The 16324-nt window shown below is 38.2% G+C and carries 20 protein-coding genes; all 20 read right to left on the bottom strand.

Annotation, left to right across the window (positions count from 1 at the left end):
• Positions 1–12: 12 nt before the first annotated feature.
• Positions 13–1266 carry a threonine ammonia-lyase IlvA gene (gene ilvA / locus OZX60_00830; GenBank protein ID WEV45850.1) on the bottom strand — a complete coding sequence of 418 codons (1254 nt, stop codon included), beginning with the start codon at positions 1264–1266 and terminating at the stop codon, positions 13–15.
• Between the two features lie 20 nt (positions 1267–1286).
• Positions 1287–2309, bottom strand: coding sequence for a ketol-acid reductoisomerase (gene ilvC / locus OZX60_00825; protein WEV45335.1), 1023 nt, complete (start codon positions 2307–2309; stop codon positions 1287–1289).
• Between the two features lie 168 nt (positions 2310–2477).
• On the bottom strand, positions 2478–3827 hold the full coding sequence (locus OZX60_00820) for a PFL family protein (GenBank protein WEV45334.1): 1350 nt from the start codon (positions 3825–3827) through the stop codon (positions 2478–2480).
• Between the two features lie 9 nt (positions 3828–3836).
• Positions 3837–4103 carry an ACT domain-containing protein gene (locus tag OZX60_00815; protein ID WEV45333.1) on the bottom strand — a complete coding sequence of 89 codons (267 nt, stop codon included), beginning with the start codon at positions 4101–4103 and terminating at the stop codon, positions 3837–3839.
• 165 nt (positions 4104–4268) lie between these two features.
• Complete coding sequence (gene brnQ / locus OZX60_00810) at positions 4269–5612, bottom strand: branched-chain amino acid transport system II carrier protein (GenBank protein ID WEV45332.1); 1344 nt, start codon at positions 5610–5612, stop codon at positions 4269–4271.
• Between the two features lie 63 nt (positions 5613–5675).
• A complete protein-coding gene (locus tag OZX60_00805; GenBank protein ID WEV45331.1) occupies positions 5676–5915 on the bottom strand; it encodes an ACT domain-containing protein in 240 nt (79 codons plus the stop codon).
• Positions 5908–7617: a biosynthetic-type acetolactate synthase large subunit gene (ilvB, locus tag OZX60_00800; protein ID WEV45330.1), complete on the bottom strand. Its 1710-nt coding sequence runs from the start codon at positions 7615–7617 to the stop codon at positions 5908–5910. Before ilvB ends, OZX60_00805 begins: the two co-directional genes overlap by 8 nt.
• 51 nt (positions 7618–7668) lie before the next feature.
• Positions 7669–9381 carry a dihydroxy-acid dehydratase gene (gene ilvD, locus OZX60_00795; protein WEV45329.1) on the bottom strand — a complete coding sequence of 571 codons (1713 nt, stop codon included), beginning with the start codon at positions 9379–9381 and terminating at the stop codon, positions 7669–7671.
• Positions 9382–9841: 460 nt separating this feature from the next.
• Positions 9842–10222, bottom strand: coding sequence for a 50S ribosomal protein L17 (rplQ, locus tag OZX60_00790; GenBank protein ID WEV45328.1), 381 nt, complete (start codon positions 10220–10222; stop codon positions 9842–9844).
• A gap of 21 nt (positions 10223–10243) precedes the next feature.
• A complete protein-coding gene (locus OZX60_00785; protein ID WEV45327.1) occupies positions 10244–11182 on the bottom strand; it encodes a DNA-directed RNA polymerase subunit alpha in 939 nt (312 codons plus the stop codon).
• A 49-nt stretch (positions 11183–11231) separates the two neighbouring features.
• Positions 11232–11615: a 30S ribosomal protein S11 gene (gene rpsK / locus OZX60_00780; protein WEV45326.1), complete on the bottom strand. Its 384-nt coding sequence runs from the start codon at positions 11613–11615 to the stop codon at positions 11232–11234.
• 25 nt (positions 11616–11640) lie between these two features.
• Positions 11641–12006 (bottom strand): 30S ribosomal protein S13, encoded by a 366-nt coding sequence (gene rpsM, locus OZX60_00775; GenBank protein WEV45325.1) that lies wholly within the window; start codon positions 12004–12006, stop codon positions 11641–11643.
• 17 nt (positions 12007–12023) lie between these two features.
• On the bottom strand, positions 12024–12140 hold the full coding sequence (gene rpmJ, locus OZX60_00770) for a 50S ribosomal protein L36 (GenBank protein WEV45324.1): 117 nt from the start codon (positions 12138–12140) through the stop codon (positions 12024–12026).
• Positions 12141–12184: 44 nt separating this feature from the next.
• The gene (infA, locus tag OZX60_00765) at positions 12185–12403 is read right to left on the bottom strand and encodes a translation initiation factor IF-1 (protein WEV45323.1); all 219 of its coding nucleotides are present in this window, start codon (positions 12401–12403) and stop codon (positions 12185–12187) included.
• 106 nt (positions 12404–12509) lie between these two features.
• Positions 12510–13157 carry an adenylate kinase gene (locus OZX60_00760; protein ID WEV45322.1) on the bottom strand — a complete coding sequence of 216 codons (648 nt, stop codon included), beginning with the start codon at positions 13155–13157 and terminating at the stop codon, positions 12510–12512.
• A gap of 117 nt (positions 13158–13274) precedes the next feature.
• A complete protein-coding gene (gene secY / locus OZX60_00755; protein WEV45321.1) occupies positions 13275–14588 on the bottom strand; it encodes a preprotein translocase subunit SecY in 1314 nt (437 codons plus the stop codon).
• A 12-nt stretch (positions 14589–14600) separates the two neighbouring features.
• On the bottom strand, positions 14601–15053 hold the full coding sequence (rplO, locus tag OZX60_00750) for a 50S ribosomal protein L15 (GenBank protein WEV45320.1): 453 nt from the start codon (positions 15051–15053) through the stop codon (positions 14601–14603).
• A gap of 92 nt (positions 15054–15145) precedes the next feature.
• Positions 15146–15325 (bottom strand): 50S ribosomal protein L30, encoded by a 180-nt coding sequence (gene rpmD, locus OZX60_00745; protein ID WEV45319.1) that lies wholly within the window; start codon positions 15323–15325, stop codon positions 15146–15148.
• Between the two features lie 13 nt (positions 15326–15338).
• The gene (rpsE, locus tag OZX60_00740; GenBank protein ID WEV45318.1) at positions 15339–15833 is read right to left on the bottom strand and encodes a 30S ribosomal protein S5; all 495 of its coding nucleotides are present in this window, start codon (positions 15831–15833) and stop codon (positions 15339–15341) included.
• A 21-nt stretch (positions 15834–15854) separates the two neighbouring features.
• Entirely contained in the window at positions 15855–16202 is a 348-nt protein-coding gene (gene rplR / locus OZX60_00735; GenBank protein WEV45317.1) for a 50S ribosomal protein L18, read from the bottom strand.
• Positions 16203–16324: the final 122 nt, after the last annotated feature.

Below are 16324 nucleotides of genomic sequence, written 5' to 3'. Positions count from 1 at the left end.
TTTTTATATTCTTTAAACCAAAAGGTTATAAAGCTTATTATTTGATTCTAAATCAATAAATCCTGGATCAAATTCCTTCATCCTACCAATTAATGGCTCGTAATCTTCTTTTTCATTTAATAATATACCAACAAGGCCTGGCCCCATTCCTTTGTTGGCTTTTTTCATATACTCAAAACGTGTAATATCGTCTTTTGGTCCCAAAACATCATTTACAAATTCACGTAATGCTCCGGGCCTTTGAGGAAAATTAATAATAAAATAATGCTTCAAACCCTGATAAACTAGGCTGCGTTCCTCAATTTCAGGCATCCTATTTATATCATTATTTCCACCACTTACGATACAAACAACATTTTTGCCTTTAATTTCATCTGCTATAAGTTCCAGAGCAGCAATTGTAGTAGCTCCTGCAGGTTCAGCGACTATTCCCTGTTTGGAATAGAGGTCGATGATAGTAGATGCAATAAGGCCTTCATCAACAGCTAGTAGTTCATCAACATATTTTCTGGCAAGTTCAAAAGTTTTCTTACCCACTTCTTGAACTGCTATGCCATCAGCAAATTTATCAATCAATTCAAGTCTAACGGGATGACCCACATCAAAAGCAGCTCGCATGCTTTGAGCTCCTAAAGCCTCTACACCAACGACTTTAGTTGCTGGACTAATTGATTTTGTATAAGTTGATACGCCAGAAATTAAGCCGCCACCACCAACTGCAGATAGAAGATAGTCAAAATTAATACCTTCTTGCTTGGCATCCTCAAAAATTTCATAGGCTACCGTACCTTGCCCTGCAATGACATCATAGTCATCAAAAGGATCGACAAAGGTCATCTGATTAATTTCAGCAAATTCCTTGGCTGCCTTTGCCGACTCATCAAAGGTATCTCCAATTAAAGCAATTTCAACCTGACCTCCCCCAAAAAATTTAACCTGATTTATTTTTTGTTGGGGCGTTGTAGTCGGCATAAAAATTGTTGCCCTTACTCCAATCCTCTGACAAGTATAGGCTACTCCCTGGGCATGGTTACCAGCACTTGCAGCTACCACACCAGCCTTTAATTTTTCATCTGGTAAATTTGAAATAGCATAGAAGGCTCCCCTTAGCTTAAAAGAACGGACAACTTGGAAATTCTCCTGCTTAAGGTAGATGTTAGCCCCATACCTTTCAGATAATGATGGATCCTTTACAAGAGGTGTTTTACTAACAACATCTGCCAATTTTTCTTGGGCCTGTAAAATTTTTTCTGCTGTAAATTCCATCATTTTCCTTCTTCTAATATTTATTCGTAGATTTTAAAGGCTGCATCATCGCCTGATTGAGTAAACGGCATTGCTTGACGAAGTTCACTACCAACTTTTTCAATTTCAAGATTTTGTGCACGTTCCCTGTAAGCTTTCATTTTAGGATTTCCTGCCTTGTAATCATCCATAAATTCTTGGGCGAAGGCACCTGTTTGAATATCTTTTAGGACTTGGCGCATGTTTTCTTTAACTTGATCTGTAATGATTCTTGGTCCTGCTGTATAGTCACCAAATTCAGCTGTATTAGAAATTGATTGACGCATTTTCTTGAAGCCACCCTCATAAAGAAGATCCACAATAAGTTTCATTTCATGGAGAACTTCAAAGTAAGCAAGTTCTGGAGCATATCCTGATTCTGTTAGGATTTCAAATCCTGCCTCAATTAGGGCAGTAACTCCCCCACACAAGACAGCTTGTTCACCAAAGAGGTCTTCTTCTGTTTCTTCCTTAAAGCTAGTTTCAAGCATCCCCACTCGGGCAGCTCCAACACCAACACCCCAATCCATAGCAATATCACGCGCCTTTCCACTGGCATCTTGATAGACAGCGAAAAGAGCTGGTACTCCAAATCCTTCATCATAAGTTCTACGAACTAGATGTCCTGGACCCTTAGGTGCAAGCATGAAGACGTCAGCACTTGCAGGTGGTTCAATAATTCCAAAATGAATGTTAAATCCGTGACCAAATCCTAGAGCTACGCCTTCTTTTAAGTTAGGCTCAATTTCGTTTTTGTAAAGATCACCTTGAATCTCATCTGGAGCAAGGATCATTACAACATCAGCTTGAGCTACTGCTTCTGCTACTGGAAATACTTCAAATCCATCTTCCTTAGCTTTATCAAAAGATTTACCAGGTCTAACCCCGATAATTACATCCTGTCCGCTGTCGCGTAGGTTTTGAGCATGAGCATGCCCCTGGCTTCCATATCCAATGACCGCAATTCTCTTGCCCCCAAGAACCTGATCTTTTACATCGTTTTCATAATACATTGTTACTGGCATAAATGTTAACTCCCTTTCTAATTTTATATAATGTTACAACTTTTCTGATAATTTTTCAAGAAATATTATGAACTTTTTTAAATTATTTTAAATTTTCTGAATAAATAAATTAATTGACCCTATATAAGCAAAAAAAACAGGAGATTTACTCCTGTTTTTTCTTTTTTATTAATTTTTAAATGAGTGAATTGGTGCAGGAATTCTTCCCCCACGATCAATAAAGTCAATAGACTGGGCTGAATTTACCTTCATTACAGGAGCTGTCCCTAAAAGACCTCCAAATTCAACCATATCTCCAACTACTGTATCCTTGGCAGGAATAATCCTAACAGCTGTTGTCTTGTGGTTAATAACCCCAATCGCTGCCTCATCTGCAATCATAGCAGCAATGGTTTCAGCCCTAGTATCACCAGGGATAGCAATCATATCAAGACCTACTGAACAGATGGCAGTCATCGCTTCAAGTTTCTCAAGATTCAAATGACCAGTTTCAACAGCCTTAATCATCCCAGCATCTTCTGAAACAGGAATAAAAGCACCTGATAGTCCACCAACGTGGTTGCAGGCCATAACCCCACCTTTTTTGACAGCATCATTTAAAAGAGCTAGAGCTGCAGTTGTTCCGTGGGTCCCAACTGACTCAAGACCCATTTCTTCAAGAATTAGTGCAACGCTATCTCCTACAGCTGGCGTTGGAGCAAGGGATAAATCAACAATTCCAAATGGAACACCGAGTCTTTCTGATGCAATTCGTCCTACCATTTGACCCATACGAGTAATTTTAAAGGCTGTCTTTTTAACAGTTTCTGCAACGACATCAAAAGATTGTCCCTTAACCTTTTCAAGGGCCTTTTTAACTACACCAGGACCAGATACACCAACATTAATCTCACAATCAGCCTCACCTACCCCGTGAAAGGCACCAGCCATAAATGGATTATCCTCAACAGCATTAGCAAAAACAACAAGCTTGGCACAGCCCATATCAGAAGCTTCCGCTGTCTCTTTAACTGTTTGACCCATAAGTTTTACAGCGTCCATATTAATCCCAGCCTTAGTTGATCCGATATTAACTGAAGAACAAACATAGTCTGTTTGAGCTAGAGCTTGAGGGATTGATTTGATAAGTTCAAGGTCACTTCCCTGATATCCTTTTTCAACAAGAGCACTGTATCCACCAATAAAGTTTACCCCAACCTCTTTAGCAGCACGGTCTAAAGTTTTGGCAAATTTTATACACTCTTCGCTACTTGCCTTAGAAGCTGAAGCAACAATTGCAATTGGAGTTACCGAAATCCTTTTATTAATAATGGGAATACCATATTCAAGCTCGATATCTTCACCAACCTTAACTAAATTTTTAGCCTTGGTTGTTATCTTCTGATAAATTTTTTCACAGGCAGCATCAACGTCTGGATCCATACAGTCTAGTAGGGAAATTCCCATGGTGATAGTTCGAATGTCTAGGTTCTCTTCATCAACCATTCTTATTGTTTCTAATATTTGATTTGCTTCCATTTTTTACTCCTATAATTTATGCATGGTATCAAAGATTTCGGCATTTTGGATGGTGATTTTAACCCCTAACTCATCCCCAAGTTTGTCAAAAATTGCCCTAATTTTTTCAAAGTCTGACCCTGCAGGTAGGGCAGTCGCCATAATCATTGTAAAATAATCATCCATAATAGTCTGGCTGATATCTATAATATTAATATCTAAATTAACCAGCTCATTACTTACCGCTGCAACAATACCAACCTTATCCTTACCAATTACCGTTAAAATTCCGCGCATTTCATATCTCCTCTTAATTTTTGTTTATTATATCATACAAATACCGAATGTTAAATTACTATCAAGATTTTTCTCTTAAAATTAACGTACTTTTATATTTCATTTTATAATTTTTTGCTAAAAAAACGAATATTGATTAAATTCATAATCAATACTCGTTAATTGTTAGTTCTTTTTAGGTGAAACTTTCATTAGGATAATTCCCACAATAAAACCTACAAGAGCTGGTAAAACCCAAGTCATCCCCAAATCAAAGAAGGGAAGTTTTTGACCAAATTCAATTATCACAGTTGCAAATTTACTATTTTTAATAAAATCAGGACTAGTATTTAAGGCATCAATAACTGATGCAATCAAAGTAAAGTACGTTGTCATCTGATAAACTCTTGAATCACCTTTAAATAAATTGTTTGCAAGAGTTAAAATAATTAAAGTAATAGCAAGTGGATAAATAAAGTAAAGAACCGGTACCGCATAGCTGATAATATTTGTCAGACCTACATTGGCAAAGATACATGGAAAAATACTTACAAGAGCTGCATAAAATCCATAAGATCTACTTGGGAAAAGTTCAGTAAAGGTTTCTGAAAAGGCAGTGATCAGACCAATTCCTGTTTTCAAGCAGGCAAAGACAATAATTAAAGCCAGCAGAACAGCACCGTAACTACCTAGATAATGCTGAGTAATCTCTGCTAGGGCGATACCACCATTTTCAGACATTGGAAATGTTCCTAGACTCATTGTACCCATAAGTGAAAGTAAAGTGTAGATCACACCCATTAGTACAATACTGATCGCCCCTGATTTAATAGCTGATGTAGCAATTGCAGATGGTTTTTCAACTCCCTTACCTTTTATGGCATTAATAATAATAATGCTAAAAGCTAAAGATGCTAAGGCATCAAGGGTTTGGTATCCTTCCGTAAATCCTTTCATAAAAGGACTTGTTGCATAGCTTTCTTGGGCGCTAACTCCTGAAACTGGCCCCATTGGGTTAATAAAGGCCATAACAAGAATAACAGCAAGTAGGGCTAGGAAAATTGGATTCAAATACTTACCAATGTAATCCAAAAGCTTACCGGGTTTTCTTGATAAGAACCAGGCTACTGCAAAGAAAGCAACACTAAAGATTGCAAGAGCTAGGCTTTGATCTTTATCACTAATAAAGGGTGCAAGACCAATTTGATAAGAGGTTGATGCAAGCCTTGGAACAGCAAAGAATGGACCAATGACTAAATATAGTAAAACCGTAAATATGTATGCATAAGTTCTATTGATACGACTAGCAAGTTCAAAAAGTCCAGTACTTCTACTAATCCCAATAGCAATAACACCTAGAAATGGTAGACCAATTCCTGTAACTAAAAACCCGAAATTGGCTAATAATATGTTAGACCCAGCCTCTTGTCCCATGTGAACCGGGAAAATTAAATTTCCTGCTCCAAAAAACAAACCAAAAAGCATTGAGCCTATATAGAGATAATCACTCCTACTTAATTTTTTCTCCATTAAGTATCCTCCTTAAGTATATAGGCTTAATATATCATATTATTCGGACAATTTCATTATAATTTAAAGATCTGAGCCGTCAATTTGAAGGACATCTATTTGCCTTTGTAGCTGTTTGACAACAAGTTCAAACTCACCCGGATTATTTTCCTTAAATGATATTTGAATCTTAGAGTATCTAGGATCCTCAGTTACCTCAACATGAAGGTAGAGAACATTAACCTGGATCCTACTTAAGACACTGACCACGCGGTCAAGAACACCTGGTTTATTGGACAGCAAGGCCTCAATTGTTTTAATCATTAAATACCACCCCAATCATCTTATTATTTGCCTGTCCAGCAGGTACCATTGGAAAAACTTTTTCCTCAGGATTTATCATAACCTCAAGTAGGAGAGGAAGTTTTTTATTAATGATTTTTAGGTCCTCCCTTAAATTTTTAGGATTTTCTAGTCTGTAATGCTCAATCCCGTAAGCCTCAGCTAAAATCTGGAAATTAGGATCTGAAAATCCAAGGACACTTTGACTTAGATGGTTATTATGAAAACTTGTCTGCCACTGGCGAACCATACCCAAAGAAGTATTATTAATCAAAACAATTTTAATATCAATCCCGTACTGATTTAAAAGGGCAAGCTCTTGGTTGGTCATCTGGAAACCACCATCACCAACAAATAGAATAACCTCCTTATCTGGATTGGCTAATTTGGCACCGATAGCCGCTGGAATTCCAAATCCCATGGTACCTAGTCCCCCACTAGTTATCAACTGCTTGCTATTTTTATAAGGATAGTGCTGGGCTGCCCACATCTGATGCTGCCCAACGTCAGTTACAACAATTGCCTCACCTTGAGTATACTCTCCGATAATTTTTACAAGTTCCTGGGGACTAATAAAATTATCACTTAGATTATAAGAATATGGGGCCCGGAATTTATTGTTTTTCGTCTCCTCCAACCAGTCCTTATGGACAACAACATCACTAGCATCAAACTTAAGAAGTTCAATTAGGGCAAGTTTAGCATCACTTATAACCTTAATATCTGTCTTTACAATCTTATCAATTTCAACATTATCAATGTCAATATGGGCAATCTTAGCCTGAGGGGCAAAATCCTTTGGATTACTTACAACTCGGTCATCAAAACGACTTCCTATATTTATCAAAAAATCAGTTTCCATTAGGGCAGTATTTGCTGCATAACTTCCGTGCATGCCACCCATTCCAAGAAACAAAGGATGACTAACATCCATAATCCCTTGACCCAACAGTGTAGTAACTACTGGCAAATTATGTTTTTCAATAAAATCAATAAATTCATCCTTAGCCTCAGCATAGTTTACCCCACCACCAACAAGGACCACTGGTTTTTTAGCCTGGCTGAGACTGTAAATAATTTTCTTAAGTTCAGCAAGATCCGGGTATGCCGTCGGTTCATAGTTAGGTAGCTTAAGGGCTGGATTTTTTATCTCATCCACTATTTTTGCAGATATATCTTTTGGTAGGTCAACAACAACAGGTCCTTTACGTCCGGTCGTTGCCAAATGATAGGCCTCTTTTACAATCCTTGGAATATCTTCAGTATCTCTAACCTGATAATTATACTTGGTAACAGGAATGGTGATATCAATTAGATCAACCTCCTGAAAGGCATCCTTACCAATTCCTGGTGTTCCGACTTGACCAGTAAAGACCAAAAGAGGAACTGAATCCATATAGGCATCTGCAAGACCTGTAATTACATTTGTGGCACCTGGCCCACTGGTAACGATTACAACGCCTGCCTTATCAGATGACTTAGCATAGCCTTCAGCTTCATGGATTGCACCTTGCTCATGGCGCGATAAAATATGCCTGATGCCTTCAAAGTCATAAAGGGCATCGTAAAAAGGTAAGACGGCACCACCTGGATATCCAAAAATGGTGTCCACCCCAAGCTCCTTCAAACTATCTAAAAGTAGTCTGGAACCAGACTGCTTTTCTTTCAATTTTATCTTATCCATATATTTCCTCCTCTAGTGAAGGATTGAAAACTTTCTTCCTCAATCCCTAGCTTATTGATTCAATTCTTCAAGTAGTAATTTTTGTAGTTCACTTGGGCTTAGAAGAATACCTCCAGTGTTGGCGCTTGTTGTTAGGGCTGCATATCTTGCTAGCCAACCACTTTCAACCTTCGGAACAAAAGGTTTAACTTCCTTCTTACGTGCCTCAAGTTCTTCGTCTGACAGACTAACATTTAAAGTACGCTCGGTAAGATCAATTACAATCTCATCCCCGTCTTTAATAAGGGCAATAGGTCCACCACTTGCTGCCTCTGGGCTAATATGCCCAATAGCAATTCCCCTTGTAGCCCCTGAAAAACGTCCATCTGTAATTAGGGCAACATCCTTACCAAGGCCACGACCAACAATTGAACTTGTCGGAGCAAGCATTTCAGGCATTCCAGGCCCACCCTTTGGTCCTTCGTAGCGAATTACAACAACATGACCCTTGTCTACAATCTTTTTATCAATGGCTTCTACAGCTTCATCATGCGAACTAAAGCAAATGGCCTTACCAACAAATTTTTTAATACTTGGGTCAACTCCACCAACCTTGATAACTGCACCCTTAGGAGCAATATTTCCGTAAAGAATTGAAAGTCCCCCTGTTTTAGAGTAAGCCTTGTCAACAGGATGGATTACCTCTTCATTTAAAATTTTTGCATCTGCCACATTATTTCTAATGGTATCTCCAGTAACTGTAATCCTATCTGGATGGATAACATCAATGTCAACTAGTTCCTTGACAATTGCTGAAACACCACCTGCTTCATGGACATCATGCATAGAATAAAGGGAACTTGGAGCAATTTTTGAAAGATAAGGAACCCTTTTTGCTATATCATTTACCCTAGTTAGGTCGTAATTAATTCCTGCCTCATTTGCAATGGCAAGGGTATGAAGAACAGTATTGGTTGATCCACCCATGGCCATATCAAGGGCAAAGGCATCATCAATAGCATCTTTAGTTACAATATCCCTTGGGCGAATATCCTTTTTAACCAGATCCATTAGTTTAAAGGCAGCCTCTCTGATTAATTGTCTTCTTTCTTCACCGACAGCAAGAGCTGTTCCATTTCCTGGAAGGGCCATTCCTAGAATTTCCATCAGTGAATTCATCGAGTTAGCCGTAAACATTCCTGCACAAGATCCACAAGTAGGACAGGCATTTTCTTCCATGAAATTAACCTCTTCAGAGGTCATGGTACCTTCCTTATAGCTACCAACAGCTTCGAAGATAGATGATAGAGTAGCCTGGTGACCTCTCATATCCACTCCTGCCTTCATGGGTCCACCAGAACAAAAAATACTTGGAACATTAGTCCTCATTGAGGCCATAAGCATACCTGGTGTAATCTTGTCACAGTTAGGGATGAAAAAAACACCATCAAACCAATGGGCATTGATTACAGTCTCTGCACTGTCTGCAATCAACTCTCTACTAGGAAGGCTGTAGCGCATACCAATATGCCCCATAGCGATACCATCATCAACTCCAATTGTATTAAATTCAAAAGGAATTCCACCAGCTTCTCTAATAGCTTCTTTTGCAATATCAGCAAGCTCCCTTAAATGGACATGCCCTGGAACAATGTCAATATAAGAATTACAAATTGCAATAAAGGGTTTACTCATATCCCTGGCTGATTTAACCTGTCCTGTTGCATAAAGAAGGGATCTTGCCGGAGCCTGTTCAATTCCTTTTTTTATAGTATCACTACGCATATATTACCTCTTTTCCTTCATTAAAAACTTAGTAATATTATAACATGACAATTTCAAAAATCAATCGAATAGTCAGAAAATTATAAATTAATTAAATAACTTGGACCATTCATTGATTCTTTTTAAAATAATAATAGATTTTAAAGAAAGAAAAGAATTTAAAGTGAATTAGATTCAAATAAAATGATGATTTTAAAAATAAAAAAACCACTCTTTACGAGTGGTTTATCTTGTCTGGACAGGTTTATAAAATAAAAAAAATAGCACTGATGTGCATTTTCTTCTTAATTAAATTTAAGTGTTTTTTCAAATTTATGATGAGTGTCCCGGAGTAGGCAACCTACTCCGGAAAGCCAGAGCTAGACTAAGTAAGGGTTGGTCTAAGACCGAACTAAAATAAGTCCATGCCCCTACCACCATCATAACACTCAACAAAAAGTGATGAAGACACTTCTATTTATTAAACTAATTCGATGATAGCCATTGGTGCGCCATCTCCACGACGAGGTTCAGTTTTAAGAATACGAGTGTATCCTCCGTTACGTCCTTCGTAGCGAGGTGCGACATCATTAAATAGTTTTTGTAGAGCAGTTGGGAATGATTCTGTTTCTTCGTTGAAGTCTTTTAATGAAACTTCGTTACGAACGAATGCAGCTGCTTGACGACGTGCGTGTAAATCTCCACGTTTACCAAGAGTGATCATTTTTTCAACTGATTTACGAACTTCTTTAGCGCGTGCTTCAGTAGTTACAATGTATTCATTCATAAGAAGATCTGTAGTTAGATCACGAAGCATTGCTTTACGTTGTGCACTTTTGCGTCCAAGTTTACGGTAACCCATGTTATTCTCCCTTCTTAAATATTATTTTTCGTTTTTAAATTTTAAACCAAGATCAGCAATTTTGAATTTAACTTCTTCCATTGACTTACGTCCTAGGTTACGAACTTTCATCATTTCAGCTTCAGTCTTATCTGTTAAATCTTGTACAGTATTAATTCCTGCACGTTTTAAACAGTTGTAAGAACGAACTGATAGGTCAAGTTCTTCGATAGGTTTGTCCAAAGTCTTCTCAGGAGAAACTTCATCTTTTTCAACCATGATGTCAGCACTTTGTGCAACTTCTGATAGGTTTACAAAAAGACTCAAATGATCGGTTAAAATTTTTGCAGAAAGACTTAGAGCCTCTTCTGGATCAATTGTACCATCTGTTACGATTTCAAGTGTAAGCTTATCAAAGCCGTCTTGACCCCCAACTCGAGCTGGTTCTACTTGGTAGTTAACCTTGTTTACTGGAGTGTAAATTGAGTCAACAGCGAGCATACCAATTGGTGCGTCTTCCACTTTATTATCTTCAGCGGCAACATAACCACGACCAGTGTTTACTGTCATTTTAGCTTTAAGACTGTGTCCGTCAGCAATTGTAAGTAGGTAATGATCTTTGTTTGTAATTTCGATATCACTGTCTGTTAAGATGTCACCAGCAGTAACAACAGCAGGACCTGTAATATCTAATTCAATTTGTTTTTCACCATCAACATAAGACTTGATAGCAAGCCCTTTGATATTCAAAATGATCTGAGTCACGTCTTCACGAACACCTGGGATAGTAGCAAATTCATGGAGAACTCCATCGATTTGAATACCAGTCACAGCAGCACCAGGAAGAGATGATAATAAGATACGACGTAATGAATTACCAAGAGTTGTACCATATCCACGTTCAAGTGGTTCTACGACAAACTTGCCGTAAGTTTTTTCTTCATCAAATTTTGTAATTTTTGGTTTTTCAAACTCAATCATGTGTAATCTCCTCAATTATTAAAGTGTGTAAATTCAGCACTTACGAAAATTATACACGACGACGTTTTGGAGGACGTGCACCATTATGAGGTACTGGAGTCACATCACTGATAGCAGTAACTTGTAGGCCAGCAGCTTGTAAAGCACGGATAGCAGATTCGCGTCCTGATCCAGGTCCTTTTACAGTAACAGCAACAGTTTTCAAACCATGTTCTTGAGCAGATTTCGCAGCAGCTTCACTTGCCATTTGAGCAGCAAAAGGTGTTGATTTTTTAGATCCTTTGAATCCAAGAGCACCAGCTGATGACCAAGCAAGAGCATTACCATGAACATCTGTAATCATAACGATTGTGTTGTTAAAAGTAGCGTGAATGTGAGCAATCCCAGATTCAATATTCTTTTTCACACGACGTTTACGTGTTGGTTTAGCCAATGTTTTTCTCCTTTCTATTTATTAATTATTTTTTCTTACCAGCGATTGATTTCGCAGGTCCTTTACGCGTACGAGCGTTGTTCTTAGTGTTTTGTCCACGAACAGGCAATCCACGACGGTGACGGATTCCACGGTAGCTACCGATTTCCATCAAACGTTTGATGTTAAGATTTACTTCACGACGAAGGTCACCTTCGACTTTAAGTCCATCTACTTCACGACGAATTGCATCTTCTTGATCAGTTGTAAGGTCTTTAACACGAATATCTTCTGCTACACCAGCAGCTGCAAGAATCTTCTTAGATGTTTGTAGACCGATTCCGTAAACGTAAGTAAGTGAGATCACTACTTGTTTGTCGTTTGGAATATCAACTCCAGCGATACGAGCCATTTAGTTCTTTCTCCTTTCTAACCTTGACGTTGTTTGTGTTTAGGATTTACTGAGCAAATCACCATAACACGACCATTACGACGGATAACTTTACAGTATTCGCAAATTGGTTTTACTGATGGTCTTACTTTCATTTTAATACCTCCTATTAATTTATAGGGAATATTTTCCCTTCGGTTTATTTAAAGCGGTATGTAATGCGACCACGAGATAAGTCATATGGACTAAGCTCAACGGTAACACGGTCACCGGTTAAAATACGAATATAGTTTTTACGCATCTTACCTGAAATAGTAGCCAAAACTTGATGGCCATTTTCAAGCTCAACAGTAAACATCGCATTGGGCATAGTATCAATTACTTTACCTTCGATTTCAATTACATCATCTTTTGCCACGCAAAAGCACCTCCTTAAAATTCCCCGCTATGATAATAATATCTAAAAGTCGGACTAGATTATTTTATCATTTTTTAGTCCATTACGCAAGAGTTTTTATGAAGCTTTATTTTAAAATTTCGATGATTTCTTCAGAAACCTTCTCAATATCTTGCTCACCATTAACATCTTTAACTAGACCAAGTTTTCCGTAGTGTTCAAGAATTGGTTGTCCTTGTTCGATATTAATATCAAGGCGGTTTTTAACTGTTTCAGGCTTATCATCTTCACGTTGGTAGAAATCATGTCCACCACATTTATCACAAGTTCCTTCAACCTTAGTTGGATTGAAAATTTTGTGGTAAGTTGCCCCACAAGTACGACAGATAAAACGTCCACTTAAACGATCTACAAGAATTTCTGGGTTAACGTCAATGTTGATTACTCCGTCAAGTTTAAGACCAAGTTCTTCAAGCATTGTATCAAGTGCGTAAGCTTGTTCAATAGTACGTGGGTATCCATCAAGAAGGAAACCTGTTTCTTTGATGTCATCTTGGGCTAAGCGTTCTTTAACGATTCCGTTGGTAACATCATCTGGTACTAATTCACCCTTGTCGATATAACTTTTAGCAAGAGTTCCCATAGGTGTTTCATTTTTCATGGCTTCCCTGAACATATCACCAGTTGAGATGTGTTTTACACCTTTTGCTTCAATGATAGTTTCAGCTTGTGTCCCCTTACCTGCTCCTGGTAGGCCCATGATTAAAAGATTCATCTTTATTATTCTCCTTAAATATTAAGTTTGTTTAAATTATAAGCTCAAATATAAATTATTATATCTCAACTTATAACTCAAAACAAGAGAGGCGAGAAACTCGCCTCACTGCCTGAATTAATCTTCAAATGGATCGTCCATAAATCCTACATACTTTCTCTTAAGCAGATAACCTTCGAGCTGCTTGATTCCTTCAATACTTGTCGTAATTACGATAAGTAAACTTGTTCCTCCAAGGGCTACCATTTTTGGTAGGTCCCATAGGTTGGTTGCAAGTATTGGAATGATAGAAATCACACCTAGGAAGATTGACCCAACTGTTGCAAGCCTAATAAGGATTTTTGAAATATATTTCTCAGTTCCCTTACCAGGTCGCACACTTGGAATATAGCTTCCTTGCTTCTGTAAGTTTTCTGCCATTTTTTCAGGATTAACCTGAACAAATGAATAGAAGAAAGTAAATAATATGATTAATGTTGCATATACTAACATACCTGACCAAGTATTATAGTCAAGAGCATTCCTTAAATTTTCCACCCAAGCAACATTTCCTTTGGTTGAATTCAAGATTTGAATCAAGGTCGCTGGAAGTGCTGTAATTGAGCTGGCAAAAATTACTGGGATAACTCCAGCTGGGTTAAGTCTTAGGGGCAGATACGAACTTGTAGGTGCTCCTTGGACCAACTTAGTATACTGGATAGGTATTTTCAGAATTGCCTGCGTGAAATAAGTTGTAAAAGCAATTATTAAACACATAGCAATTATTAGTAAGATTACAAATACAATCGAACTTGAAAGTTGCTCTGGTCGAATATTTACAAATTTTGAATCGTAAATATTTTTTATTGCTTGCGGAATTGATGAAATGATACCTGCAAAGATGATCATTGACACACCATTACCAAAACCTTTATCAGTAATCTGTTCTCCCAACCAAACGACAATCATCGATCCGGTTGTTAGAATCATACCAATCATTAAGTAGGTTGCAGTATTTGGAGTGTTAACAATTCCTGTTGAACTCATTAAGTTAAATCCTGCAGTAATAGCAATTGACTGAGCCATGGCTAAAACTAAGGTAATATAACGAGTAGTTTGATTAAGCTTGCGACGCCCAACCTCACCCTGCTTACTCCATTCAACAAATACTGGAAGTATATCCATCTGAAGAAGTTGCACAATGATTGACGCTGTAATATACGGCGACACACCCATTGCAAAGACAGAGAAGTTCTGCATGGCATTACCACTAACCAGATTCATCATATTGATGAAGGGAAGGTCAGCTATATTATTTAAACTATTTGCATTTATACCAGGTACAGTTATATGAGTTCCCAATCTAAATACAAAAAGAATGAATATTGTAAATAAAATGCGACTTCTAATGTCCTTTACTTTGAAGGCGTCTTTCAATGTCTTGAAAAACATAGAGCCTCCTTACTAGTTAGCTTCTGGAAGTGTTACAGTTCCACCGTTGTTTTCGATAGCAGCTACTGCTGATTTTGAAGCTTTAGTTGCAGTTACTTTAAGGTTTTTAGCTGTAAGCTCACCGTTACCAAGAATCTTGATACCAGATTTTACATCCTTAACAATTTTAGCAGCTACAAGAGTGTCTGCATTAACTTCTGCACCATCTTCAAAACGGTTTAGGACTTCAAGATTCACAACTGCGTAATCTTTACGGTTTACGTTTGAGAATCCACGTTTTGGAATACGTTTGAATAATGGAGTTTGTCCACCTTCAAAACCAAGACGTACTCCGCCACCGCTACGAGCTTTTTGACCTTTTTGTCCACGTCCAGATGTTTTACCGTTACCTGATGAAGTTCCGCGTCCAACACGGTTGCGTACTTTACGGCTTCCAGCCGCTGGTGTTAATTCATGAAGTTTCATTCTTATTTTCTCCTAATTCTTTACTATGCGCCAAAACTTCCGCCGGAGTCGGCGAAAGTTTGGCTCGCTTTTATTTTGTTAAAAAGTTTATATTAAACTTCTTCAACTGTTACTAAATGTGAAATTGAGTTAACCATTCCACGAATAGCAGGTGTGTCGTTTTTAACAACACTTGATTGTAGTTTTTTAAGTCCTAATGCAGTCACTGTTTTACGTTGAACAGGAAGGCGACCGATTGGAGACTTAGTTAAAGTAATTTTTAATTGAGCCATTATCTTATCCTCCTTATGCTAAATCTTCTACAGATTTACCACGTAATGCAGCAACTTCTTCAGCACGTTTAAGTTGTTTAAGTCCATCAACAGTTGCGCGAACAACGTTGATTGGTGTGTTTGAACCTAGTGATTTACTTGTAACGTCAGCAACTCCTGCTAACTCAAGTACGGCACGAACAGCTCCACCAGCTGCAACTCCAGATCCTTCTACGGCTGGTTTGATAAGGATACGTCCCCCACCGAATTGTCCGATTACTTCGTGAGGTACAGTAGTTCCTACCATTGGTACTTCAACAAGATTCTTCTTAGCTGCTTCTACTGCTTTACGGATTGCTTCTGGAACTTCTTGAGCTTTACCAGTACCAAATCCTACGCGACCGTTACGGTCACCAACAACTACAAGCGCTGCGAAACGTAGACGACGTCCACCTTTAACAACTTTAGTTACACGGTTGATTCCAACTACGCGTTCTTCGAATTCTTTTACTTCAATTTCTCTAGCCATTCTGATGATTACCCCTTTCTATTAGAATTTAAGTCCATTTTCGCGTGCTGCTTCTGCAAGAGCTTGCACACGTCCATGGTAAAGGTAACCACCACGGTCGAAGACAACTTCAGTTACACCTTTGGCAGTTGCTGCTTTAGCTACTAATTCACCAACTTTTTGAGCCTGTTCTACTTTAGTACCAGTCTCATTTAGTGATGAGGCACTTGCGAGCGTTACACCTGCTACGTCATCAATTACTTGCGCGTAGATGTTTGTGTTAGAACGGAAAACATTCAAACGTGGGCGCTCTGCAGTACCAGAGATTCTTCCGCGTACGCGACGGTGGCGTTTTTGACGCGTTTTATTTTTATCTGGTTTAGAAATCACAATTTTACCTCTTCTATTTCTTTATTATGATAAGTTTTTGCCTATCTTTAATCTGATTATAACCTATAAGTCAGGCAGCCAGGACCTTTGGAAAAAATCCAAGGAAGTCCAAGCTGACCAAA

The sequence above is a fragment of the Streptococcaceae bacterium ESL0687 genome (assembly GCA_029392475.1).
Taxonomy (GTDB): Bacteria; Bacillota; Bacilli; order Lactobacillales; family Streptococcaceae; genus Floricoccus.
This window is presented reverse-complemented; position numbering and strand designations above follow the sequence as displayed.

Coding starts and splice junctions, on each gene's coding strand:
- ilvA (WEV45850.1), bottom strand. CDS start 1,266: ATGGAATTTACAGCAGAAAAAATTTTACAGGCCCAAGAAAAATTGGCA.
- ilvC (WEV45335.1), bottom strand. CDS start 2,309: ATGCCAGTAACAATGTATTATGAAAACGATGTAAAAGATCAGGTTCTT.
- OZX60_00820 (WEV45334.1), bottom strand. CDS start 3,827: ATGGAAGCAAATCAAATATTAGAAACAATAAGAATGGTTGATGAAGAG.
- OZX60_00815 (WEV45333.1), bottom strand. CDS start 4,103: ATGCGCGGAATTTTAACGGTAATTGGTAAGGATAAGGTTGGTATTGTT.
- brnQ (WEV45332.1), bottom strand. CDS start 5,612: ATGGAGAAAAAATTAAGTAGGAGTGATTATCTCTATATAGGCTCAATG.
- OZX60_00805 (WEV45331.1), bottom strand. CDS start 5,915: ATGATTAAAACAATTGAGGCCTTGCTGTCCAATAAACCAGGTGTTCTT.
- ilvB (WEV45330.1), bottom strand. CDS start 7,617: ATGGATAAGATAAAATTGAAAGAAAAGCAGTCTGGTTCCAGACTACTT.
- ilvD (WEV45329.1), bottom strand. CDS start 9,381: ATGCGTAGTGATACTATAAAAAAAGGAATTGAACAGGCTCCGGCAAGA.
- rplQ (WEV45328.1), bottom strand. CDS start 10,222: ATGGGTTACCGTAAACTTGGACGCAAAAGTGCACAACGTAAAGCAATG.
- OZX60_00785 (WEV45327.1), bottom strand. CDS start 11,182: ATGATTGAGTTTGAAAAACCAAAAATTACAAAATTTGATGAAGAAAAA.
- rpsM (WEV45325.1), bottom strand. CDS start 12,006: ATGGCTCGTATCGCTGGAGTTGATATTCCAAACGACAAACAAGTAGTG.
- rpmJ (WEV45324.1), bottom strand. CDS start 12,140: ATGAAAGTAAGACCATCAGTAAAACCAATTTGCGAATACTGTAAAGTT.
- OZX60_00760 (WEV45322.1), bottom strand. CDS start 13,157: ATGAATCTTTTAATCATGGGCCTACCAGGAGCAGGTAAGGGGACACAA.
- secY (WEV45321.1), bottom strand. CDS start 14,588: ATGTTTTTCAAGACATTGAAAGACGCCTTCAAAGTAAAGGACATTAGA.
- rplO (WEV45320.1), bottom strand. CDS start 15,053: ATGAAACTTCATGAATTAACACCAGCGGCTGGAAGCCGTAAAGTACGC.
- rpmD (WEV45319.1), bottom strand. CDS start 15,325: ATGGCTCAATTAAAAATTACTTTAACTAAGTCTCCAATCGGTCGCCTT.
- rpsE (WEV45318.1), bottom strand. CDS start 15,833: ATGGCTAGAGAAATTGAAGTAAAAGAATTCGAAGAACGCGTAGTTGGA.